Here is an 18,397-nt window from a genome sequence, read left to right on the forward strand (position 1 = left end):
GAGCTTTAATCAATGCGGCGATTGAGACAACCAGGCCAGTAGCAATGACAACCCAAGTGATTACACTCAACATATTTTATCCCTCCTTGATCTTTTTCAGTGCTGACCGCGCGGCTACCAAGTCCGTTCTGCTGTTTTCCGCTATGGGTTTGCCCTCAAATATTACTAAATCTGTTTCAAACCGTTGGATGGCAACAAGGAGAGCTCTTTCAATCACCAACTCTTCGGAAAGTGTGAAATCCATATGGTTCATTTCCTCCTTTAGAGGGGCCGTAGCCCCGTGTTATTCAACTTATCCGCTGTAACCATCATCAGGCAGGATTCTTGCGGCGAATCTCGTCCTCGCGCTCAATTAACGCGTCCAATTTTGCCTTAATCTCCTGCCACGCTAAATCATACACTTCATCCGAAACATCCTCCGGCAGAGACTCCAATTCCCGATGAAGCCTCTCGCGTTCTGACGCGATTTGCTCGAGCTGCTTTTTAGCCCTAGGTTTCAAACAGTAATTCCTGCGCCAATGCTGCGGGGTTTTATCGGGGCGCGTGTAGCCGATCTCCATACCTTTTCCCTCCTTTAGTTGCGGATTCTGCGGCAGTCGTTAAGCGGTTAAATTGTGGTTTGCAAATCTATAACGGCATCCTCAAAATTAGAAAATGCATCCTGTATTGCTTCAAGTTGCTCTTTCAAATTTTCCAAAGACTCCATACGAAGGTTGTAAGTGTCAAGACGTTCCTGCAGCATGTCTCCCAACGCGTCCATGCTTTCCAGCCGATCTATTTTTTCTTGTAGATCGTCTATTGTATCCTCGTAGGTTTCTATCAACTTTTCGATCTTGTCGTCTGGAAACGATGATTTTAGTGATAATGATGAATCAATCATTTTCTGAGCTATTTTCTTGTCCATCCCTTATCCCTCCCGCGTATGCCCGCCGGCGAATTGTATCGGTAAATCCTTTATGTTAAGATTGGGTGGAGAGCAGGGGCCCTAACCCCTACCCTCCGGGAACCTATTTACGTTTGCCTGGCCGGCGGCGTTTTTTGGTTCCTTTCTTTTTTGTTTCCTTCGTCGCTTTTTTTAGTAGGATTAGCGCTGTTACCAAGTTCACGAAGGAGTGTACTAAGCTTACCCAATCTTTCATGTACCTTTCTCCTTTCCGGAAGTGATTTGTATTAACTTCCTGATATAAATATAACATTTCCTAATACATAAGTCAACATAAAATATTAACTTGTTGATACTTTAAGTTATTTAGTGTATATTCACTTTAAGGAGGATTATACATGATCAAAAATAACTTGAGTGAGATATTGGGGCGGAAACGGCTGAAAGTTCGGGATGTGGTCCGTGGTACGGGATTAGCTATAAATACAGTGTCGGGGCTATACCACGATACTTCCAAACGTGTTGACTTGGACACGCTGGACAAGCTGTGTACGTTTCTTGATGTTAGTGTAGGAGAGATATTAGAACACGTAGAAGAGCCGCCACAGGATTAAACCTGGGCGGCTCTTTTTTACTATAAATTCAGTAAATACCGGTCTGCGCAGCATGGCGGATTAGTTCCAGTAGTGAATTAATTAGAAACTCAAATTGTTTGTTCATTCCATTTAGTTTCATATTGATCAATTAAAGAAAGATTGTAGTTTTTAAGTTCTTCGAACTCCGCAATACATTCAGGTGTAGTGTTTGCAACAACATGTTCATTTACATAGGAGACTATTGCATAGCCAGCAAAACCTATTGACATTGAAATCGCATAACATGTTAACCGCTTTGAATGCTCACTAGTTTCAGGACCGGAGTCTGCGACGATTGTATGATTTTCATATTTGTACACATGGCTTTTTTGATTTAAGGGATTACCATGTTTGGCCATACATAAAAGAGTATATTTTTCATACTCTTTATCCGCAATGTCTTTAAAATCAATCGGAAACTGTTTTCTTAAAGCTTCGGTAGTTACAGTTTTAACTGAACCAAATGGTGAGTTTTTAGGGTTGGCATGTGTATTCCACTTGTGAGCTAACTCGTCGTTATTGCCAATATAGGCCAACATAAATGTTGATTCATACAAAGATGATGCCACAGTAGCACATTGAACAGAATAACCCTTTTTGGCTAAAATCAACATTGTACGTAGATCGTTTATAGATTTCATTAATAATGAGTTGACGACTTTCAATGAAATTGATACATCTTTCAAAGCCATCTCAGGGATCAATCCAACTGCATTAGATATAGCATTAATTGTTTTATTAATACCTATAAAATAAGGTCCTATTTCTTCCTCAAGATCTTTTTCAGCGAGCAGTTCACCTTCCTCAATCGTGAGCAATTCATCATTTTTTTCAGTGTCCATTTGTATAACTCCTTTTAAATAAGATTAACTCAATGTTCTTATTCTGGGTTCCAAGTCATATACCTCTAAATTCCATTGATTAAAATCTCATTTGTTGTATATAATACAAACAAATGTTCCTATTTTATCGGAGGCGATCAATCATGAAGATGAGCATCGGCCAAACCATCGAAATCATATACCTGGACAAAGCCGGAAAGATTACACAGAGGAAGATTGAGGTTAAGGGAGTCCGTGATGGACGTGTAAGAGCTACTTGCCTGACCACTGGCGCGCCGCGCGTGTTTTTGGCAGCGAACATCCTCGCCTGGCAGCCTGTCGCGGAAAAACGTTATGCTTGATGATACCCCGCGTAAGCTGCTTCGGATCATATTTCAGTTCCGGTATCATTTTAGACGGATGCCCAACATTAAGGAGCTGCGACGATTGAGCGGGCGGCGGCCTGCGGAGATAATCAAGGGATTCAAAGCGCTGGCAGCGGAGCAATATATACTATGGGAGTCGTCTGCACCTATTGAGACGGCTGTAATAATTGAGGGCTGGGAACGTAACGTGCCGTATGATAGAGAGCTGCAGGGAGGCTCACAGAGCGCCCGGCGTGGACCTAACATAGATTACTGGTTGTATCATTGAGGGGGTACATATCGTGAGCAAATTAGACGGTAACGAGCGGTGGAAAACCAAAATGTTAATGACTGAACATGTAGATCAACATGATCAAAAACAAGTTGATGAGGTCAGAAAAATGATAACCGTCGATGAGCGGACAATGGTGCGGGACCTCATACTGCTCCCTTACATAGATACTATGGTTAGTAAGAGCCTGAAGGAGATCGAACACTCCAGCGGCATCCTGAAGCGTGCGTATCTGCTGGCCGGAGAAGCGATCCAGCGCAGGATTATGCAGGATACCTATCGACTGCAAAAAGAGTTGAAGCAGCGGAACGTCCGGTTTATTGCTGATGAGCAAGACGATTTTATTTCTTATTACAAAGTCTTTTGCCGTGGCTACCAGGAGCGCTTCGGGCTTACCCGCGATGTAATGCGTACTGAAATCAGTCTGCAGCTGACCAAATATACCGCAGAGCTCGGAGACTCATTAAAAGATCACCTTAAATAACAAAGCCCCGTCAGTGATTTTACTGGCGGGGTCTCTCTCTTTTTATTCACAGCGTGTTGATAACATTTGTGTACCACATTGACATAGATGAAAGATAATTAATCTGACTATTGATATATCAAGGCATTAACCTTGTAATATCGAAAGGTATTGATTTATTTCCTTCATTTTAATGCAAGACGGTTTATGTCGATCATTTTCCCAGTTTGTTATAGTTTTCGCATCTACGCAAAAATAAATCGCGAGCCCCTTAACTGTCATGCCGTTATAAACACGAGCCTTTCTGATCCGTTCACCCAAAGTTCTTTCAGGTAAGTTTTCAAAACAACCCAGGAATGAGACAGGGAGATCCAGAAGAGCAGATAGCTTTTTTAAGGTAAGGAGGGAAGGAGCGTGAATATTTCTTTCTATATAAGAGTGAGCTGTGGGGGATATTCCTATCTCTTTGGCCACTTCGGCAATTAGTAAATCTTTGTTAATTCTACCTTGTCGTATTCTACTGCCGGCTTTAGTTGGTATCACGTTATCTATTTGTGTCAATTGCATTGGTTTCCGTTGCAATATAGAAATTCCAGAGGTATTTTCTTCACGGATGCCATTGCGGGTATTTGGGAAGCGGAGAGCTGCAGCAGAGATGCACCTGCAGTCCTGCGAGGATTGCACAATACCGCTCTAAGATTTCCGGACCGCTGCTGGACCGGATTGATATGCAGGTGGATGTTCCCCGTCCGAAGGATTGGGGTGGTGAGGGGCCTTCATTATCCTCGGCAGAGATGCGCGCAGAGGTTCTGAAAGCCCAGGCTATTCAGACAGAGAGATATAAGACTCTGCCGATATCCTGGAACAGCGAACTATCCGGTGCGGCACTGCGCCGTTATGCCAGCTTGGGCAGGGAAGGCACATTGATGCTGCACACCATTCTGGAAAGTCTCGGCTTAAGCATGCGGGCCCATGACCGGATTATTAAGCTGGCCCGGACGATTGCCGATCTGGAGGGATCTGTAGACATTGTCTCTGCACATCTGGCGGAGGCAGTGCAGTACCGCAATCTCGACAGGCAGATCATGACAGAGGACTAGCGATTTATAGTATATAGACTATTACGAATAATGAGATATATTAACGGCATACAAGCCGCCCATAGCCAATGGACGGCTTGTAATGTTCTCATTCTGAGAATGATTGGAAGGACGCAGATTCTTTACAGTACGTTTATTTCCACTTCAATGTTGCCGCGGGTAGCGCGGGAGTAAGGGCAGGCGCCGTGGGCGGCTTCTGCAAGCTGGGCTGCAGTTTCATGGTCAACGCCTTTAACAAGAACATCAAGCTTCACAGCGATGCCGAAACCTCCGTCTTCAACTTTGCCGAAGCTTATAGTAGCGGTAACTTCGCTGCCTTCAATCTTCACTTTGCCCATCCGGGCCACCATGTTCAGCGCGCTGTCAAAACAAGCAGAATATCCGGCAGCGAACAGCTGCTCAGGATTTGTGCCTTCTCCGCCGGCGCCGCCCATTTCGCGGGGAGTGCTGATCGTAAGCGCCAGCTTAGGGTTCTCCGACTCAATAGTTCCGTTTCTTCCGCCTACTGCTTTAACTGTAGTTTCATACATTTTTTGTTGAATAGTCATCATTATTATCCGCTCCCGTTCATCCGATAATGTATTGTACACAACTTAATTTAACACAATTAAAATAATAGTCAATCTATTTTTCGCTATTAACATGATATTACGGATGAATTGTGATAAAATAATGTCATAAAGGCAGGTGAAGAAGAAATGCAAAAGACAACGACAACTCCTGAGCTAATGCTTGATAATCAACTTTGTTTTACCATCTATGCTTGCTCGCGCGAATTTACGAAGCTGTATCAGCCTCACCTGGACAAGATCGGTTTAACGTACTCCCAGTATCTAGTAATGATTGTGCTTTGGGAAAGACAGCAGTGTACGGTTAAAGAACTGGGCGAAGCCCTCTTTTTGGACTCCGGTACCTTAACGCCGCTATTGAAACGGCTGCAGGCAGCAGGCTTAATTCTGCGTGAGCGTTCCTTGCAGGATGAGCGGAAGGTTCTGATTTCCCTGACAGAAAAGGGCTGGGCGCTGCAGGGTGAAGCGGCATGCATCCCGGGGAAAATGGCGGAAGGAACGATGCTCTCGGCAGATGAATTTGTTGCTCTGCTGGGCCAGTTTAAAGACCTTCTGGCTCGTGTACACGAAGCTAACATTAATGCCTCTAAATAGCTCTTGAAAGCTGTGTCAATATAATCGTTCGCATTCCGGCATGAAATCAAGCGAAAATGTGTGTGCAAATAGTGAAAGTTTTTGAGGAAAGCGCTTTTAAAACATGTTACAATATTCTGGGTTTCCTTTTCTGACATATAGCTAAATATAGATGAAAATCTGTATTTCAAAGCTTGTGTCACTGGCAGAAGCCACGCCGTTTCTATTAGATGCGGTTAGGTTTTCTGCTTGTGCCGGAATATGTAGCAATAAACCGGTCTGGACCCGGCTTTGGACAATCAAAACGGAAAGCGGAATGGCTGCAGGCTGCCTGTTTAAGCCACCGCAACACTTTAGGAGGCTTCCGGTATGAATATCCACGAGTATCAGGGAAAAGAAGTACTTAAGAAGTACGGCGTAGCCGTACCGAACGGAAAAGTAGCTTATACAGTGGAGGAAGCAGTAGAAGCTGCAGTATCGCTGGGTACACCGGTAGTGGTGGTAAAAGCGCAGATTCATGCAGGCGGACGCGGAAAAGCCGGCGGTGTGAAGGTAGCGAAGTCGCTTGAAGAAGTCCGGTCTTATGCCGGAGAGATTCTTGGCAAGACACTGGTGACCCATCAAACCGGTCCTGAAGGCAAGGTTGTAAAGCGGCTGCTGATTGAAGAAGGCTGCCAGATTGTGAAAGAATATTACATTGGAATCGTGGTGGACCGTGGCTCCGGCCGGGTGGTCATGATGGCTTCTGAAGAAGGCGGCACGGAAATTGAGGAGGTAGTGGCCACTCATCCGGAAAAGATATTCAAGGAAATCATTGATCCTGCAGTAGGCTTGCAGACTTTCCAGGCCCGCAAACTGGCGTACAGCATTGCTATTCCGACAGAACTGGTGAATAAGGCTGTCAAGTTCATGCAAGCGCTATATTTGGCTTTTGTGGATAAGGATTGCTCTATTGCGGAGATTAATCCGCTGGTCGTTACAGCTGACGGGAATGTAATGGCTCTGGATGCCAAACTTAATTTTGACTCTAACGCATTGTTTCGGCATAAGGATATTCTGGAGCTGCGGGACCTTGATGAAGAGGACGAGAAGGAAATTGAAGCCTCGAAATACGATCTCAGCTATATTGCCCTTGACGGCAACATCGGCTGTATGGTCAACGGCGCGGGACTTGCGATGGCTACAATGGATATCATTAAATATTACGGCGGCGAACCGGCCAATTTCCTGGATGTAGGGGGCGGTGCGACGACCGAGAAGGTTACCGAAGCTTTTAAAATCATTTTGTCCGATGATAAAGTGAATGGGATCTTCGTCAATATATTCGGTGGAATTATGCGCTGCGATGTTATCGCCACGGGTGTGGTGGAAGCGGCCCGGCAGCTTGGTCTGACCAAACCGCTCGTCGTGCGTCTTGAGGGAACCAATGTGGCACTGGGCAAGCAGATTCTTGCCGGTTCCGGACTAAATATCGTTGCTGCCGACTCCATGGCGGACGGTGCCCGAAAGATTGTTGCTCTTGTGTAATCGCAGCTGGGCCTTTGGGCACCAGTGCTCGTATTCGACAAACTAAGTAGGGATGTGACCTAAAACATGAGCATTCTTGTAGATAAAAATACGAAAGTCATCACGCAGGGCATAACAGGTTCGACGGGCTTGTTCCATACCAAGGGAGCGCTGGATTACGGCACGCAAATGGTGGGCGGGGTTACACCGGGCAAAGGCGGCACGACGGTGAATATCACGCTGGAGAACGGCAGTGAGGTCAGCCTTCCGGTATTTGATACGGTGATAGCAGCCAAGGCAGCGACCGGGGCAACTGCGAGTGTAATCTATGTGCCACCGGCGTTTGCTGCCGATTCCATTATGGAAGCAGTGGATGCAGGACTGGAACTGGTCATTTGCATTACTGAAGGCATCCCGGTACTGGATATGGTGAAAGTATCGCGTTACATGGAAGGTCGTTCTACGGTTCTGATTGGTCCGAACTGTCCGGGTGTGATTACACCGGGAGAGTGTAAAATCGGCATTATGCCGGGCTACATCCATACTCCTGGGTACGTAGGGGTTGTCTCACGCAGTGGAACTTTGACCTATGAGGCGGTGCATCAGCTTACTGAGCGCGGCATTGGCCAGTCTTCGGCAGTAGGGATTGGCGGAGACCCGGTTAAGGGCTCGGAGTTTATTGATATTCTCAAGCTGTTTAATGAGGATCCGGGAACCAAGGCGGTCATTATGATCGGAGAAATCGGCGGTACGGCAGAGGAAGAAGCTGCTGTATGGATCAAGGAAAATATGACCAAACCGGTAGTTGGTTTTATCGGCGGGGTTACCGCACCTCCCGGCAAACGAATGGGCCATGCAGGTGCGATTATTTCCGGAGGCAAGGGGACGGCCAGCGAAAAAATTGCCGTGCTGGAATCCTGCGGTATTAAGGTGGCCCCTACTCCGGCAGAAATGGGCTCTACGCTTGTAAGTGTGCTGGAAGAGCGCGGCATTCTGAGCGCCTTTACTGGAAGCTAAGTTTCTACTATTATATTTATCAGCATACGTATGTTCTTTAGCAGGGCATCGTGTATAATATGTTCAAAGGTAAGCAACCTTTTGTTCCTGTTCATGGGGATAAAAGGTTGCTTTTTTTGCGTTCAAGTCTGCTGCCGTATAGACGTTTAAGGAACTGTAACTTGCATTTCTGACACAGGTATCACAAAATAGGGAAGGCTGACCTTCCTCACGAGGGAGATGTACGTATGGATTCGCGATATTTGTTGTTTGGATTAAATGAAGTGGAAGGCATCGGCTGGAAGAGTATCGACAAAATTTGTCGAGCGGGTATGTTAACGGATGTGGCTTTTACCTGTGGTGCCGGTGATTGGGAACGTGTGGGAATCAGCGGGAAAATGTCGCAGCGTCTCGAAGCTGTATATACTTCCGAGTGGATACACCGTCGTCACATTCTAATGAAAGAAAGCGGAGTAGAAATGGTAACTCTGCTCGACGAGGAGTATCCCGGGCTTCTGAAAGAGACGCCGCAGCCGCCGTGGGTGCTCTACTATCGAGGCAGCCTGCCCCTGGCCTCCCGCCCGGCGATTGCCATGGTTGGTACCCGTGTGCCTACGGCTTATGGCCGTAAGGTAGGGGAGACGCTGTCAGAGCAGCTGAGCGGGGCAGGTCTTACTGTGGTCAGCGGACTGGCCCGGGGGATCGACAGTGTATGCCATGAAGCGGCCCTGCGTGGATGCGGGAGTACGATTGCGGTGGTCGCGACAGGACTGGATAAGGTCTATCCCTTAGAAAACCGGGAACTGGAACATCAAATCGCTCAGGACGGACTTGTAATTAGCGAATATCCAATAGGCACTAAAAGCCACCCAGGCTTGTTTCCACAGCGCAACCGGATTATTGCCGGCCTTGCCCTTGGGACGGTGGTTGTAGAGGCGGACAGCCGCAGTGGCTCACTAATTACTGCCGATGCAGCCCTTGAGGCTGGTAGAGATGTTTTTGCCGTACCGGGTCCAGTGACTTCACCCAAAAGCAGGGGTGCGAACGACCTGATCAAACAAGGGGCAAAATTAGTGACCGGCGCTCACGACATCGTGGAGGAATACATATCCTATCTGCCTGTAAAGCCGGTGGAACAGAGAGAGAAAGAGCTCTTTAACCCGGAAAACGGAGACAAGCAGGCAGAAAAGAAATTGACAAGTGAGGAGTCTCACCTATACCATATACTGCATCAAGGCCCATTTACGTTGGATGAGCTGTTGGGTAGAACGAAATGGGATTTTGGACATTTGCATTCAGTTCTGTTATCTTTAATCATAAAAAAAGCGGTAACACAATTACCGGGTGCAATTTATAAGGTAATTTAATATAGAAGAGATTGTGTTAAGCGTATGCTTTCGGATTCAGATATGCCCGAAGCAGTTCTAGGAAGCTTATGCTTACAAAACTTTTAGGAGGAACAACCTATGGCGGATGCATTAGTTATCGTCGAATCGCCTGCAAAAGCGAAGACCATCGGCAAATATTTAGGCAGTAAATATATCGTAAAGGCCTCAATGGGACATATCAGAGATTTGCCAAAGAGCCAGATTGGCGTAGAAGTAGAGAATGATTTCAGTCCCAAATATATCACGATCCGCGGTAAGGGTTCCATATTGAAGGAACTCAAAGACGCCAGCAAAAAAGTGAAAAAAGTCTATCTGGCGGCTGACCCGGATCGTGAAGGTGAAGCCATTGCCTGGCATCTGGCGCATGCGCTGGATTTGGATAATACCGAGGAGTGCCGTGTTGTTTTTAATGAAATCACCAAACAAGCAGTCAAGGATGCTTTTAAGACACCCCGCAAAATCAACATGGATCTTGTGAATGCACAGCAGGCCCGGCGGATTCTTGACCGCCTTGTCGGTTACAAGATTAGCCCGCTATTATGGAAGAAAGTCAAAAAAGGCCTGTCCGCCGGACGGGTTCAATCGGTTGCAGTCAAGATCATTATGGACCGGGAGAATGAAATTTCCGCTTTCGTCCCTACTGAATATTGGAGCATCACCGCAAAGCTCGGCATTCGTGACTCCAGTTTTGAAGCGAAGTTTCATAAGCTGAACGGAGTGAAAAAAGAGCTGGGCCAGGAAAGCGATGTTCAGGAAGTTCTGGAAGCTATCAAGAATGCCGCTTTCAAAGTAAATGAAGTGAAAGAGAAGGAGAGGCAGCGCCACCCTTCTGCACCGTTTACGACAAGTTCGCTGCAGCAGGAAGCTGCGCGTAAACTGGGTTTTCGTGCAGCCAAGACTATGTCTGTGGCACAGCAGCTCTATGAAGGTGTGGAGCTGGGCAAAGAAGGCACCGTCGGTTTAATTACCTACATGCGTACTGACTCCACCCGGCTGTCCACAACGGCACAGGATGAAGCCAAGGAACTGATTGGGACAAAATACGGTGAGAAGTTTATACCGGAGTCGCCTCGCCAGTATTCCAAAAAAGCCGCAGGTTCGCAGGACGCGCATGAAGCGATCCGCCCTACATCAGCATTTCGCGAGCCGGAAACCGTCAAAGAATATATGAGCCGCGATCAATTCCGCTTGTATAAGCTGATCTGGGAGCGTTTTGTATCCAGTCAAATGGCTTCGGCGCTCTTGGATACGCTCTCCGTGGATATCGCCGCAGGCGATGCAATCTTCAGAGCCGTAGGCTCGAAGGTTTCATTCCCGGGCTTTATGAAGGTTTATGTAGAAGGTAATGATGATGGAACAACAGATGAAGAGAAGTTTCTGCCTCCGCTCAAAGCCGGAGATGATCTGATTAAACAGGACATTGAGCCCAAACAGCATTTCACGCAGCCTCCACCGCGTTATACAGAAGCACGTCTTGTAAAGACGCTGGAAGAGCTGGGTATTGGGCGTCCAAGTACCTATGCACCAACGCTGGAAACGATCCAGAAGCGTGGTTATGTGGCTATCGAAGAGAAGAAATTTATGCCTACTGAGCTTGGTGAGCTGATTATAGAGCAGATGGAGGAATTTTTCCCCGAAATTCTTGATGTGGAATTTACAGCACACATGGAGGGGGATCTTGACCATGTAGAAGAAGGCGCAGAGGATTGGGTGAAGGTACTGGCCCAGTTTTACGAGTCTTTCGAGAAGCGGCTAATCTTCGCGGAAGAAGAAATGAAAGAGATCGAGATTGAAGATGAGGTCTCTGACGAGCTCTGCGAGAAATGCGGTAAAGCGATGGTTTACAAGCTGGGGCGTTTCGGGAAATTTCTGGCATGCTCAGGATTTCCGGATTGCCGCAATACCAAGCCGATCGTGAAGGATATCGGAGTAAACTGTCCGAAATGTCATGAAGGCAAGGTTGTTGAGCGGCGCAGTAAAAAGGGACGCGTCTTCTACGGCTGCGATCAGTATCCAGGCTGTGATTTTGTTTCCTGGGATAGACCTTCCATTAAGCCATGCCCTGTATGCAACTCCTGGATGGTTGAGAAGCGCAACAAGCAAGGGACCAAGCTGCAATGCACCTCGTGCGATCATACAGAGGCCGTGTTGGACAACGAAGAATTAGCAGAATAATAGTCGCTACAGGAGGAAAGGAAATTGACAGAAACAGCTAAAGTAACAGTAATAGGCGCCGGTCTTGCCGGCAGTGAGGCCGCATGGCAGATCGCTTCGAGCGGAGTGCCGGTCAGACTATATGAAATGAGACCTGTTGTAAAGACGCCTGCGCATCACACGGATCAGTTCGCTGAACTGGTATGCAGCAACTCCCTGCGTGCAAATGGTCTTGGTAATGCCGTCGGTGTATTAAAGGAAGAAATGCGGCGCTTGAATTCACTTGTCCTGGGTGCCGCAGACCGGCATGCCGTTCCTGCCGGCGGCGCGCTCGCCGTAGACCGGGACGGATTTTCGGGTGAGATTACTTCGACGCTGCACAATCATCCTTTGGTGGAAGTCATAAATGAAGAACTTACGCATATACCGGAGGAAGGGATTGTTGTCATCGCGACCGGTCCGCTGACTTCTCCGGCTTTGTCTGCTGAGATTAAAGCGCTGCTCGGTGAAGAATATTTCTACTTCTATGACGCTGCAGCGCCGATTGTGGAGAAAGACACCATCGACATGAGCAAGGTGTATTTGGCCTCCCGTTATGACAAAGGGGAAGCAGCCTATCTAAACTGTCCGATGACGGAAGAGGAATTTGATGTTTTTTATGATGCGCTGATCTCGGCCGAGACCGCAGCACTTAAAGATTTTGAGAAAGAGATTTACTTTGAAGGCTGTATGCCGATTGAAATCATGATGAAGCGTGGCAAGCAAACGGCATTGTTCGGTCCAATGAAGCCGGTAGGGCTCATGAATCCCCACACTGGGAAATTGCCTTATGCAGTAGTGCAGCTGCGTCAGGATAATGCTGCCGGTACACTGTACAACCTGGTTGGATTCCAGACCCATCTTAAATGGGGGGAGCAGAAACGTGTTTTCTCACTGATCCCGGGTCTTGAGAATGCAGAATATGTTCGTTATGGCGTAATGCACCGCAATACTTTTATTAATTCTCCAAAACTGCTGCATCCCACATATCAGATGAAAGGCAAAGAAAGATTGTTTTTTGCCGGACAGATGACGGGTGTCGAAGGTTATGTGGAATCGGCTGCTTCCGGAATGATCGCCGGAATCAACGCGGCCAGAGCTGCGCTTGGCGAGGAAGGCCTGATCTTTCCGGAGGACAGTGTACTGGGCAGCATGCCTGCTTACATTACTTCTGCAGATCCAGAGCATTTCCAGCCAATGAATGCCAACTTTGGCCTGCTTCCTAAGCTTGAGAAGAAAATCCGCAGTAAGAAGGAAAAAAATGAATTTCTGGCTCAGCGTGCACTGGACAGTATTGCCGATTTCGCTGCACGTACAGGACTTCCCTACACAGAACCGGAGATCACTGAACCAAACCCGTCATAAACTAGGGTGTGTTAAGCCGTTCTTTTGCAATGGCATCTCACAAAACTTTTAGGAGGTTGCAAAATCATGTTACCCAGCTTTCATGCGACTACAATTTGTGCGGTTAGACATAATGGCCATTCGGCAATAGCCGGCGATGGTCAGGTTACTTTTGGAGAAAGTGTCATCATGAAGACGACGGCTAAAAAAGTCCGCCGCCTGTACAGAGGACAAGTAATCGCTGGCTTTGCGGGTTCCGTGGCCGATGCGATTACTTTATTCGAGAAGTTTGAAGGCAAGCTGGAGGAGCATCACGGCAATCTGCAGCGGGCAGCTGTGGAGCTGGCCAAGGATTGGCGCCAGGACCGAATTCTGCGCAAGCTGGAAGCCTTAATGATTGTGATGGATAAAGAGGGAATGCTGCTGATCTCCGGTAACGGTGAAATCATTGAACCGGATGATGATGTGTTGGCTATTGGCTCCGGAGGCAACTTTGCACTGGCGTCAGGACGTGCGTTGAAGCGCCATGCTCCAAATTTAGAAGCTGCCGAAATTGCCAGGGAAGCACTGCAAATCGCTTCCGAGATTTGTGTATATACGAATTCCAATATTATTGTTGAACAATTATAGGCACGGCGCCGCAGAAAGAGGGAGGAAGTCATAATGGGTAATCAATCGCTTACACCGCGTCAAATCGTAGCAGAGCTCGATAAATATATCGTTGGCCAGAAGCAGGCAAAAAAATCGGTGGCAGTTGCACTGCGTAACCGTTACCGCCGTAGTTTGCTTGCTGAAGAGCTGCGGGATGAAGTTGTTCCAAAAAACATTCTGATGATCGGTCCTACTGGGGTAGGGAAGACTGAGATCGCCCGCCGGCTCGCCAAGCTTGTAAATGCCCCGTTCATCAAAGTAGAGGCTACCAAGTTTACCGAGGTTGGTTATGTGGGGCGCGATGTGGAATCCATGGTCCGTGATTTGGTGGAGACCTCCATCCGTATGGTTAAGCTTGAGCGGACAGAAAAGGTGAAAGACCGGGCTGAAGAGCTGGCAAATGAGCGGATTGTCTCAATTCTTGTACCCTCTACTTCCAAGAACAAGTCACAGCGGAATCCCTTCGAAATGATTTTCGGCGGCAATAACGCAAGCTCCGAAGACACAAAGGAAGAGCCCGAGGATGGTTCACTCAGCGAACGCCGGCGTGGTGTCAAATTCAAACTGCTGGCAGGGCAGCTGGAAGATGACATCATAGAAATCGACGTGGAGGATACCGCTCCTACGATGCTGGACATGTTTGCCGGGCAAGGCAATGACCAGATGGGAATGAACATGCAGGAAATGTTCGGCAGTCTACTGCCCAAGCGGACCAAAAAACGCAAGCTGCCGATCAAGGAAGCACGCAAAGTGCTGATTCAGGATGAAGCAGCGAAGCTGATTGACATGGACGACGTCATTCAGGAATCCGTGTCCCGTGCCGAGCAGTCCGGCATTATTTTTATCGATGAAATTGATAAGGTTGCCAGCCAGGGCAAAGGTTCTGGACCCGATGTTTCCCGTGAAGGGGTGCAACGTGATATATTGCCTATCGTCGAAGGATCTACGGTGATGACTAAATACGGACCTGTGAAGACGGATTATGTTCTGTTTATGGCAGCGGGAGCTTTTCATATTGCGAAGCCTTCCGACCTTATCCCTGAGCTTCAGGGGCGTTTCCCGATCCGTGTGGAGCTGAGCAGTCTTACCCTGGAGGATTTCGTCTCCATATTGACTGAACCGGAGAATGCGCTGACCAAACAATATGTTAATTTGCTCAAGACGGAAAATATTGAAATTCAGTTCCAACCGGAAGCGATCCAGGAAATCGCAAAAATTGCAGCCTCTGTGAACCAGAACATGGAAAATATAGGTGCGCGTCGTTTGCATACCATTCTCGAGAAACTGCTGGAAGACCTATCTTTTGAAGCTCCTGAATTAACTCTCGAAACAATGGTAATCACTCCGGAATATGTTCGTGAAAAACTGTCGGAAATCGCACAGGACCGCGATTTAAGCCAGTATATCCTCTAATCCGACAGCCTTCGAAATTACTTCAAATTAGGTATATGGAAGTAGTGACATGACAAAAGTCGGTGAAAATCAACCTTTTTATGTCACTAAATGCTAAATAAAGTTAGATATTGGAACGAAAAAGGTAAAAAATTGAAAAACCATGCTTTAAGCCCTCTCTTTTCAGAAAAGATAGGGCTTATTTCTTATTGTAATAATATACAATTTCTAAGAGAATCAATGTATATGAGATTGACATTTTAAATCTTCATCGACAGCTTTCGACCTGCGCGCTAGGATTAAAAGTTAAAAATTTAGCTTTATTTGTCGAAAGTAGCAGGATTTCGGAAGAAGTTGTGGAATTCTTTTCATTATGATAGCTTTGGAAGGGGGGGATTTGCATGGGTTTGCTAAACAATGTCAGTTTTCAAAGACTACAGGCAGGCATTGATGCCGCCAATAAACGACAAAGTGTTTTGGCCAACAATGTGGCAAATAACGACACACCGAATTTCAAACGCTCCGACGTTTCTTTTGAAAGTTTGCTTAGGCAACAGGAAAGTGGGCTGAAGTCAACGCTTAACGCGAAGATATCGGATTCCCGCCATTTCCAATTCGGATCGGCTACAGCCGTTCCGTCAGCAGTAGTCACTACCGACCACACCACCTCGATGAACAACAATGATAATAATGTGGATATGGAACGCGAGATGGCGTTAAGCGCCGAGAATCAGCTTCGGTACAACTCTTATGTACATCTGTTAAACAGTGATATTACTAAAATGCGCACAGCAGTTGAGGGGAGGTAGCAAATAGTGAATTTTGGTAGCAGTTTTGGAATAAGCGCTTCAGCTTTAACCGCTCAGCGGTTGCGGATGGATGTAATATCCTCTAATATTGCTAACGCTGAAACAACCAGAGCCTCTGTAGTGGACGGCAAAGCCGTACCTTACCGGAGAAAGCTGGTAGTGCTGGAAACAGCCGAGAACAAAAGCTTTTCCAACATATTGAATGCAAAGATGAATGGTGAAAGCGAAGGGGTTAAGGTACAGTCGATTATTGATGATGCCTCACCTATGAAGCCGGTATATAACCCCAGCCATCCTGATGCGAATGCCGAAGGTTATGTGTATATGCCTAACGTAGATGTCACGAAGGAAATGGTGGATATGCTGTCTTCCTACCGTTCCTATGAAGCTAATGTTACGATGCTGAACGCGTCCAAGGCTATGGTAAGCAAAGCGCTTGAAATTGGACGGTAATTTTGAAATGACATCTTAGGAGGAAAACAGTTGATACAGAATTTAACTATCGGAACCCAAGCTGTTCAACCGCTTGCTATGAAGCCAGTAGCTACAGAGTCAGAAGCGGTTAGCGGTTCCAAACAAAGCTTTGGTTCTTATCTGCAGGATGCACTTAATCAAGTGGCAGAGCAAGAGCAATATTCCAAGGAAATGAATAATAAATTCGTATTGGGAGAAGTCAACATTGATGAGGCTTTGATTTCTTCCCAGCAGGCATTGCTGAGTTTGCAGCTGACTACACAAGTCCGGAACAAAGTGATCGAAGCCTATCAGGAAATTATGAGAACTCAAATCTAAATAATCCTTAGCTTAGTTTCGGATGGGGTGACACTGTGAATGAACGATTGGCCCAGTACCGGGAGAAAATCACCCAGTATTGGAACAGATTTAGCGCTAAACAGAAGATTTTATTTTTTTCTACATTGTTTATTATTATTTTAATAATCGTAGTTTTGACCATGAGGCTTTCGAAAACGGAATATGAAGTAGCATTTCGAGATCTGGACAGCACAGACTCCGCTGGAGTCATGACTTACCTGGATACAAAAGGAGTTTCATACCGGTTAAGTCCAGATGGACACAGCATATCCGTACCAAGCACAGAAGCCGCTCGCATTAAAGTGGATATTGGCTCGCAGGGAATCGTGCAGGGAGGTTCCATCGGATATAAAGTGTTTGACGAATCTTCGTCGATGATCGGTACGACGGACAGTGAGTTTGATGTTAAATACAACAATGCTTTAAATGGTGAAGTGGAACAGCTGATGAGACGGATGCAGGGAATCAAGGATGCTAAGGTGCTGATTAATTTGCCCAAAGAGACGGTCTTTGCCGCTCAAGAGGGTCAGGAGCAGGCTTCGGCTTCCGTTGTACTTTCCTTTGATCCAGGATTTAGACCCTCACAGGACAATATTGACGGTTATTTCAACCTTGTAAAAACTGCTGTGCCGAATTTGCCGATTGACAACATCACGATTGCAAATAACGAGATCGAGTTGATGCCGACAGCTAAAGGCGGACAGGCAGGGGTTACCAACCAAGTTGAAGAAAACTTTGCTCTTCAAAAGAAATTTGAAGAAGAAGTTAAGAAAAATGTGAAACAGTTCCTAACTACGCTCACAGGACCAGATAAAGTCGATGTCCTTGTCTTCTCTAAGTTGAATTTTGACAAAGAGAACCGGAAAGAAGATCTTGTTACTCCGGTAGATACAGAGAATATGAAAGGGATTGAAATCAGTTCGCAGATTATCAGCAATTCCTATTCGGGGCAAGGAAATACTACCGGAGGCGTTGCGGGTACGGGCTCAGAAGATGTCTCAGGTTATCCATCTGGAACTAATACAGGCACTTCTACATCTGAAGAATCATCAGAGACCCGGAACTTCGAAGTGAACCGGATCACCAAGGATATTATCGCTAGCCCGTATACTGTAAAAGATTTAACCATAAATGTTGCGGTTGAACCACCTACAGGAAAAAATATTTTGGATGACACTACTTCAGCAGCAATTAAGAATATTCTGACCAATATTGTAAGAGCTACTCTAGCAGATTCAGGAGTCACTTATACAGACGCAGATTTGACCAAAAAAGTTTCGGTATTCTCGCAACAATTTGGAGATACAGCTGCTGATTCAGGGTCGGGCGGACTTGCTACGTGGATGATTTGGGCCATTGCCGCGGCAGCATTGCTGGTCGGCGCAGGCGGGGGATACTTCATTTACCGCAGCCGCAAGAAGACAGAAGAAGAAGAAGTGGAAGAAGACATTCCGCTGCAGGTTCCTACCGAGTTTCCTTCTATTAACTTGGAGAGCGTGACGAATGAAAGTCAGGTTCGCAAGCAGTTGGAAAGTCTGGCGAAGAAAAAGCCGGATGAATTCGTAAACTTGTTGCGTACATGGCTTGCAGACGAACAGAGGTGA

The 18,397-nt window shown here is 46.6% G+C and carries 23 protein-coding genes and 1 pseudogene; 18 read left to right on the forward strand and 6 right to left on the reverse strand.

The genetic code is table 11. The annotated features are described in order from the left end of the window. Positions 1–76: 76 nt before the first annotated feature. From AC3WT9_RS01135 to AC3WT9_RS01145, 3 genes are all read right to left on the reverse strand, one after another. The gene (locus AC3WT9_RS01135) at positions 77–244 is read right to left on the reverse strand and encodes a hypothetical protein (protein WP_492407232.1); all 168 of its coding nucleotides are present in this window, start codon (positions 242–244) and stop codon (positions 77–79) included. Between the two features lie 67 nt (positions 245–311). Beyond that, positions 312–560 (reverse strand): hypothetical protein, encoded by a 249-nt coding sequence (locus tag AC3WT9_RS01140; protein WP_492407234.1) that lies wholly within the window; start codon positions 558–560, stop codon positions 312–314. Between the two features lie 47 nt (positions 561–607). Next, on the reverse strand, positions 608–904 hold the full coding sequence (locus AC3WT9_RS01145; protein ID WP_492407235.1) for a hypothetical protein: 297 nt from the start codon (positions 902–904) through the stop codon (positions 608–610). A 377-nt stretch (positions 905–1,281) separates the two neighbouring features. Here AC3WT9_RS01145 and AC3WT9_RS01150 point away from each other — a divergent pair, with 377 nt between their 5' ends. Continuing rightward, positions 1,282–1,497, forward strand: a complete 216-nt coding sequence (locus tag AC3WT9_RS01150; RefSeq protein ID WP_492407236.1) for a helix-turn-helix domain-containing protein — start codon at positions 1,282–1,284, stop codon at positions 1,495–1,497. Between the two features lie 89 nt (positions 1,498–1,586). On the opposite strand, the gene AC3WT9_RS01155 is transcribed toward AC3WT9_RS01150, so the two are convergent. Then, complete coding sequence (locus AC3WT9_RS01155; protein WP_492407237.1) at positions 1,587–2,360, reverse strand: DUF5677 domain-containing protein; 774 nt, start codon at positions 2,358–2,360, stop codon at positions 1,587–1,589. A gap of 143 nt (positions 2,361–2,503) precedes the next feature. On the opposite strand from AC3WT9_RS01155, the gene AC3WT9_RS01160 reads away from it, so the two are divergent. The 3 genes from AC3WT9_RS01160 (at position 2,504) to AC3WT9_RS01170 (ending at position 3,480) form a co-directional block, all read left to right on the forward strand. Then, positions 2,504–2,701 (forward strand): hypothetical protein, encoded by a 198-nt coding sequence (locus AC3WT9_RS01160; protein ID WP_492407238.1) that lies wholly within the window; start codon positions 2,504–2,506, stop codon positions 2,699–2,701. Positions 2,702–2,786: 85 nt separating this feature from the next. Beyond that, complete coding sequence (locus AC3WT9_RS01165) at positions 2,787–2,993, forward strand: hypothetical protein (protein ID WP_492407239.1); 207 nt, start codon at positions 2,787–2,789, stop codon at positions 2,991–2,993. A 13-nt stretch (positions 2,994–3,006) separates the two neighbouring features. Next, entirely contained in the window at positions 3,007–3,480 is a 474-nt protein-coding gene (locus AC3WT9_RS01170; RefSeq protein WP_492407240.1) for a YhjD family protein, read from the forward strand. Positions 3,481–3,606: 126 nt separating this feature from the next. Here AC3WT9_RS01170 and AC3WT9_RS01175 read toward each other — a convergent pair whose 3' ends face one another. Then, the gene (locus AC3WT9_RS01175) at positions 3,607–4,020 is read right to left on the reverse strand and encodes a helix-turn-helix domain-containing protein (RefSeq protein WP_492407241.1); all 414 of its coding nucleotides are present in this window, start codon (positions 4,018–4,020) and stop codon (positions 3,607–3,609) included. Positions 4,021–4,082: 62 nt separating this feature from the next. Here AC3WT9_RS01175 and AC3WT9_RS01180 point away from each other — a divergent pair. Together AC3WT9_RS01180 and AC3WT9_RS01185 are read left to right on the forward strand one after the other, a co-directional pair. Next, a pseudogene (locus AC3WT9_RS01180) lies at positions 4,083–4,199 on the forward strand (ATP-binding protein); the annotation flags it as partial. Beyond that, the gene (locus tag AC3WT9_RS01185; RefSeq protein ID WP_341097706.1) at positions 4,188–4,559 is read left to right on the forward strand and encodes a magnesium chelatase subunit ChlI family protein; all 372 of its coding nucleotides are present in this window, start codon (positions 4,188–4,190) and stop codon (positions 4,557–4,559) included. The pseudogene AC3WT9_RS01180 and the gene AC3WT9_RS01185, both read left to right, overlap by 12 nt. Positions 4,560–4,681: 122 nt before the next feature. On the opposite strand, the gene AC3WT9_RS01190 is transcribed toward AC3WT9_RS01185, so the two are convergent. Continuing rightward, complete coding sequence (locus AC3WT9_RS01190; protein WP_341378950.1) at positions 4,682–5,110, reverse strand: organic hydroperoxide resistance protein; 429 nt, start codon at positions 5,108–5,110, stop codon at positions 4,682–4,684. 147 nt (positions 5,111–5,257) lie between these two features. On the opposite strand from AC3WT9_RS01190, the gene AC3WT9_RS01195 reads away from it, so the two are divergent. The 12 genes from AC3WT9_RS01195 (at position 5,258) to fliF (ending at position 18,397) form a co-directional block, all read left to right on the forward strand. Next, entirely contained in the window at positions 5,258–5,722 is a 465-nt protein-coding gene (locus AC3WT9_RS01195; RefSeq protein ID WP_038593568.1) for a MarR family winged helix-turn-helix transcriptional regulator, read from the forward strand. Between the two features lie 348 nt (positions 5,723–6,070). Beyond that, positions 6,071–7,228, forward strand: a complete 1,158-nt coding sequence (gene sucC, locus AC3WT9_RS01200) for an ADP-forming succinate--CoA ligase subunit beta (protein ID WP_492407242.1) — start codon at positions 6,071–6,073, stop codon at positions 7,226–7,228. 66 nt (positions 7,229–7,294) lie between these two features. Continuing rightward, positions 7,295–8,224 (forward strand): succinate--CoA ligase subunit alpha, encoded by a 930-nt coding sequence (gene sucD, locus AC3WT9_RS01205; protein ID WP_038593560.1) that lies wholly within the window; start codon positions 7,295–7,297, stop codon positions 8,222–8,224. Between the two features lie 227 nt (positions 8,225–8,451). Beyond that, complete coding sequence (gene dprA, locus AC3WT9_RS01210; RefSeq protein ID WP_341094004.1) at positions 8,452–9,570, forward strand: DNA-processing protein DprA; 1,119 nt, start codon at positions 8,452–8,454, stop codon at positions 9,568–9,570. 99 nt (positions 9,571–9,669) lie between these two features. After that, positions 9,670–11,766 carry a type I DNA topoisomerase gene (topA, locus tag AC3WT9_RS01215; RefSeq protein ID WP_341094003.1) on the forward strand — a complete coding sequence of 699 codons (2,097 nt, stop codon included), beginning with the start codon at positions 9,670–9,672 and terminating at the stop codon, positions 11,764–11,766. Positions 11,767–11,790: 24 nt separating this feature from the next. Then, positions 11,791–13,149, forward strand: a complete 1,359-nt coding sequence (trmFO, locus tag AC3WT9_RS01220) for an FADH(2)-oxidizing methylenetetrahydrofolate--tRNA-(uracil(54)-C(5))-methyltransferase TrmFO (RefSeq protein ID WP_341094002.1) — start codon at positions 11,791–11,793, stop codon at positions 13,147–13,149. A gap of 66 nt (positions 13,150–13,215) precedes the next feature. Continuing rightward, complete coding sequence (gene hslV / locus AC3WT9_RS01225) at positions 13,216–13,758, forward strand: ATP-dependent protease subunit HslV (RefSeq protein WP_341094001.1); 543 nt, start codon at positions 13,216–13,218, stop codon at positions 13,756–13,758. A gap of 33 nt (positions 13,759–13,791) precedes the next feature. Further along, the gene (gene hslU, locus AC3WT9_RS01230) at positions 13,792–15,192 is read left to right on the forward strand and encodes an ATP-dependent protease ATPase subunit HslU (RefSeq protein ID WP_341094000.1); all 1,401 of its coding nucleotides are present in this window, start codon (positions 13,792–13,794) and stop codon (positions 15,190–15,192) included. 380 nt (positions 15,193–15,572) lie between these two features. Then, positions 15,573–15,980 carry a flagellar basal body rod protein FlgB gene (gene flgB, locus AC3WT9_RS01235; protein ID WP_076110108.1) on the forward strand — a complete coding sequence of 136 codons (408 nt, stop codon included), beginning with the start codon at positions 15,573–15,575 and terminating at the stop codon, positions 15,978–15,980. Positions 15,981–15,986: 6 nt separating this feature from the next. After that, on the forward strand, positions 15,987–16,433 hold the full coding sequence (gene flgC / locus AC3WT9_RS01240; RefSeq protein WP_341093999.1) for a flagellar basal body rod protein FlgC: 447 nt from the start codon (positions 15,987–15,989) through the stop codon (positions 16,431–16,433). Between the two features lie 30 nt (positions 16,434–16,463). Next, positions 16,464–16,772 (forward strand): flagellar hook-basal body complex protein FliE, encoded by a 309-nt coding sequence (fliE, locus tag AC3WT9_RS01245; protein WP_341378948.1) that lies wholly within the window; start codon positions 16,464–16,466, stop codon positions 16,770–16,772. Positions 16,773–16,807: 35 nt separating this feature from the next. Continuing rightward, positions 16,808–18,397, forward strand: a complete 1,590-nt coding sequence (gene fliF, locus AC3WT9_RS01250; RefSeq protein WP_341093996.1) for a flagellar basal-body MS-ring/collar protein FliF — start codon at positions 16,808–16,810, stop codon at positions 18,395–18,397.

This window comes from Paenibacillus sp. EB106-06-01-XG199, assembly GCF_058791575.1.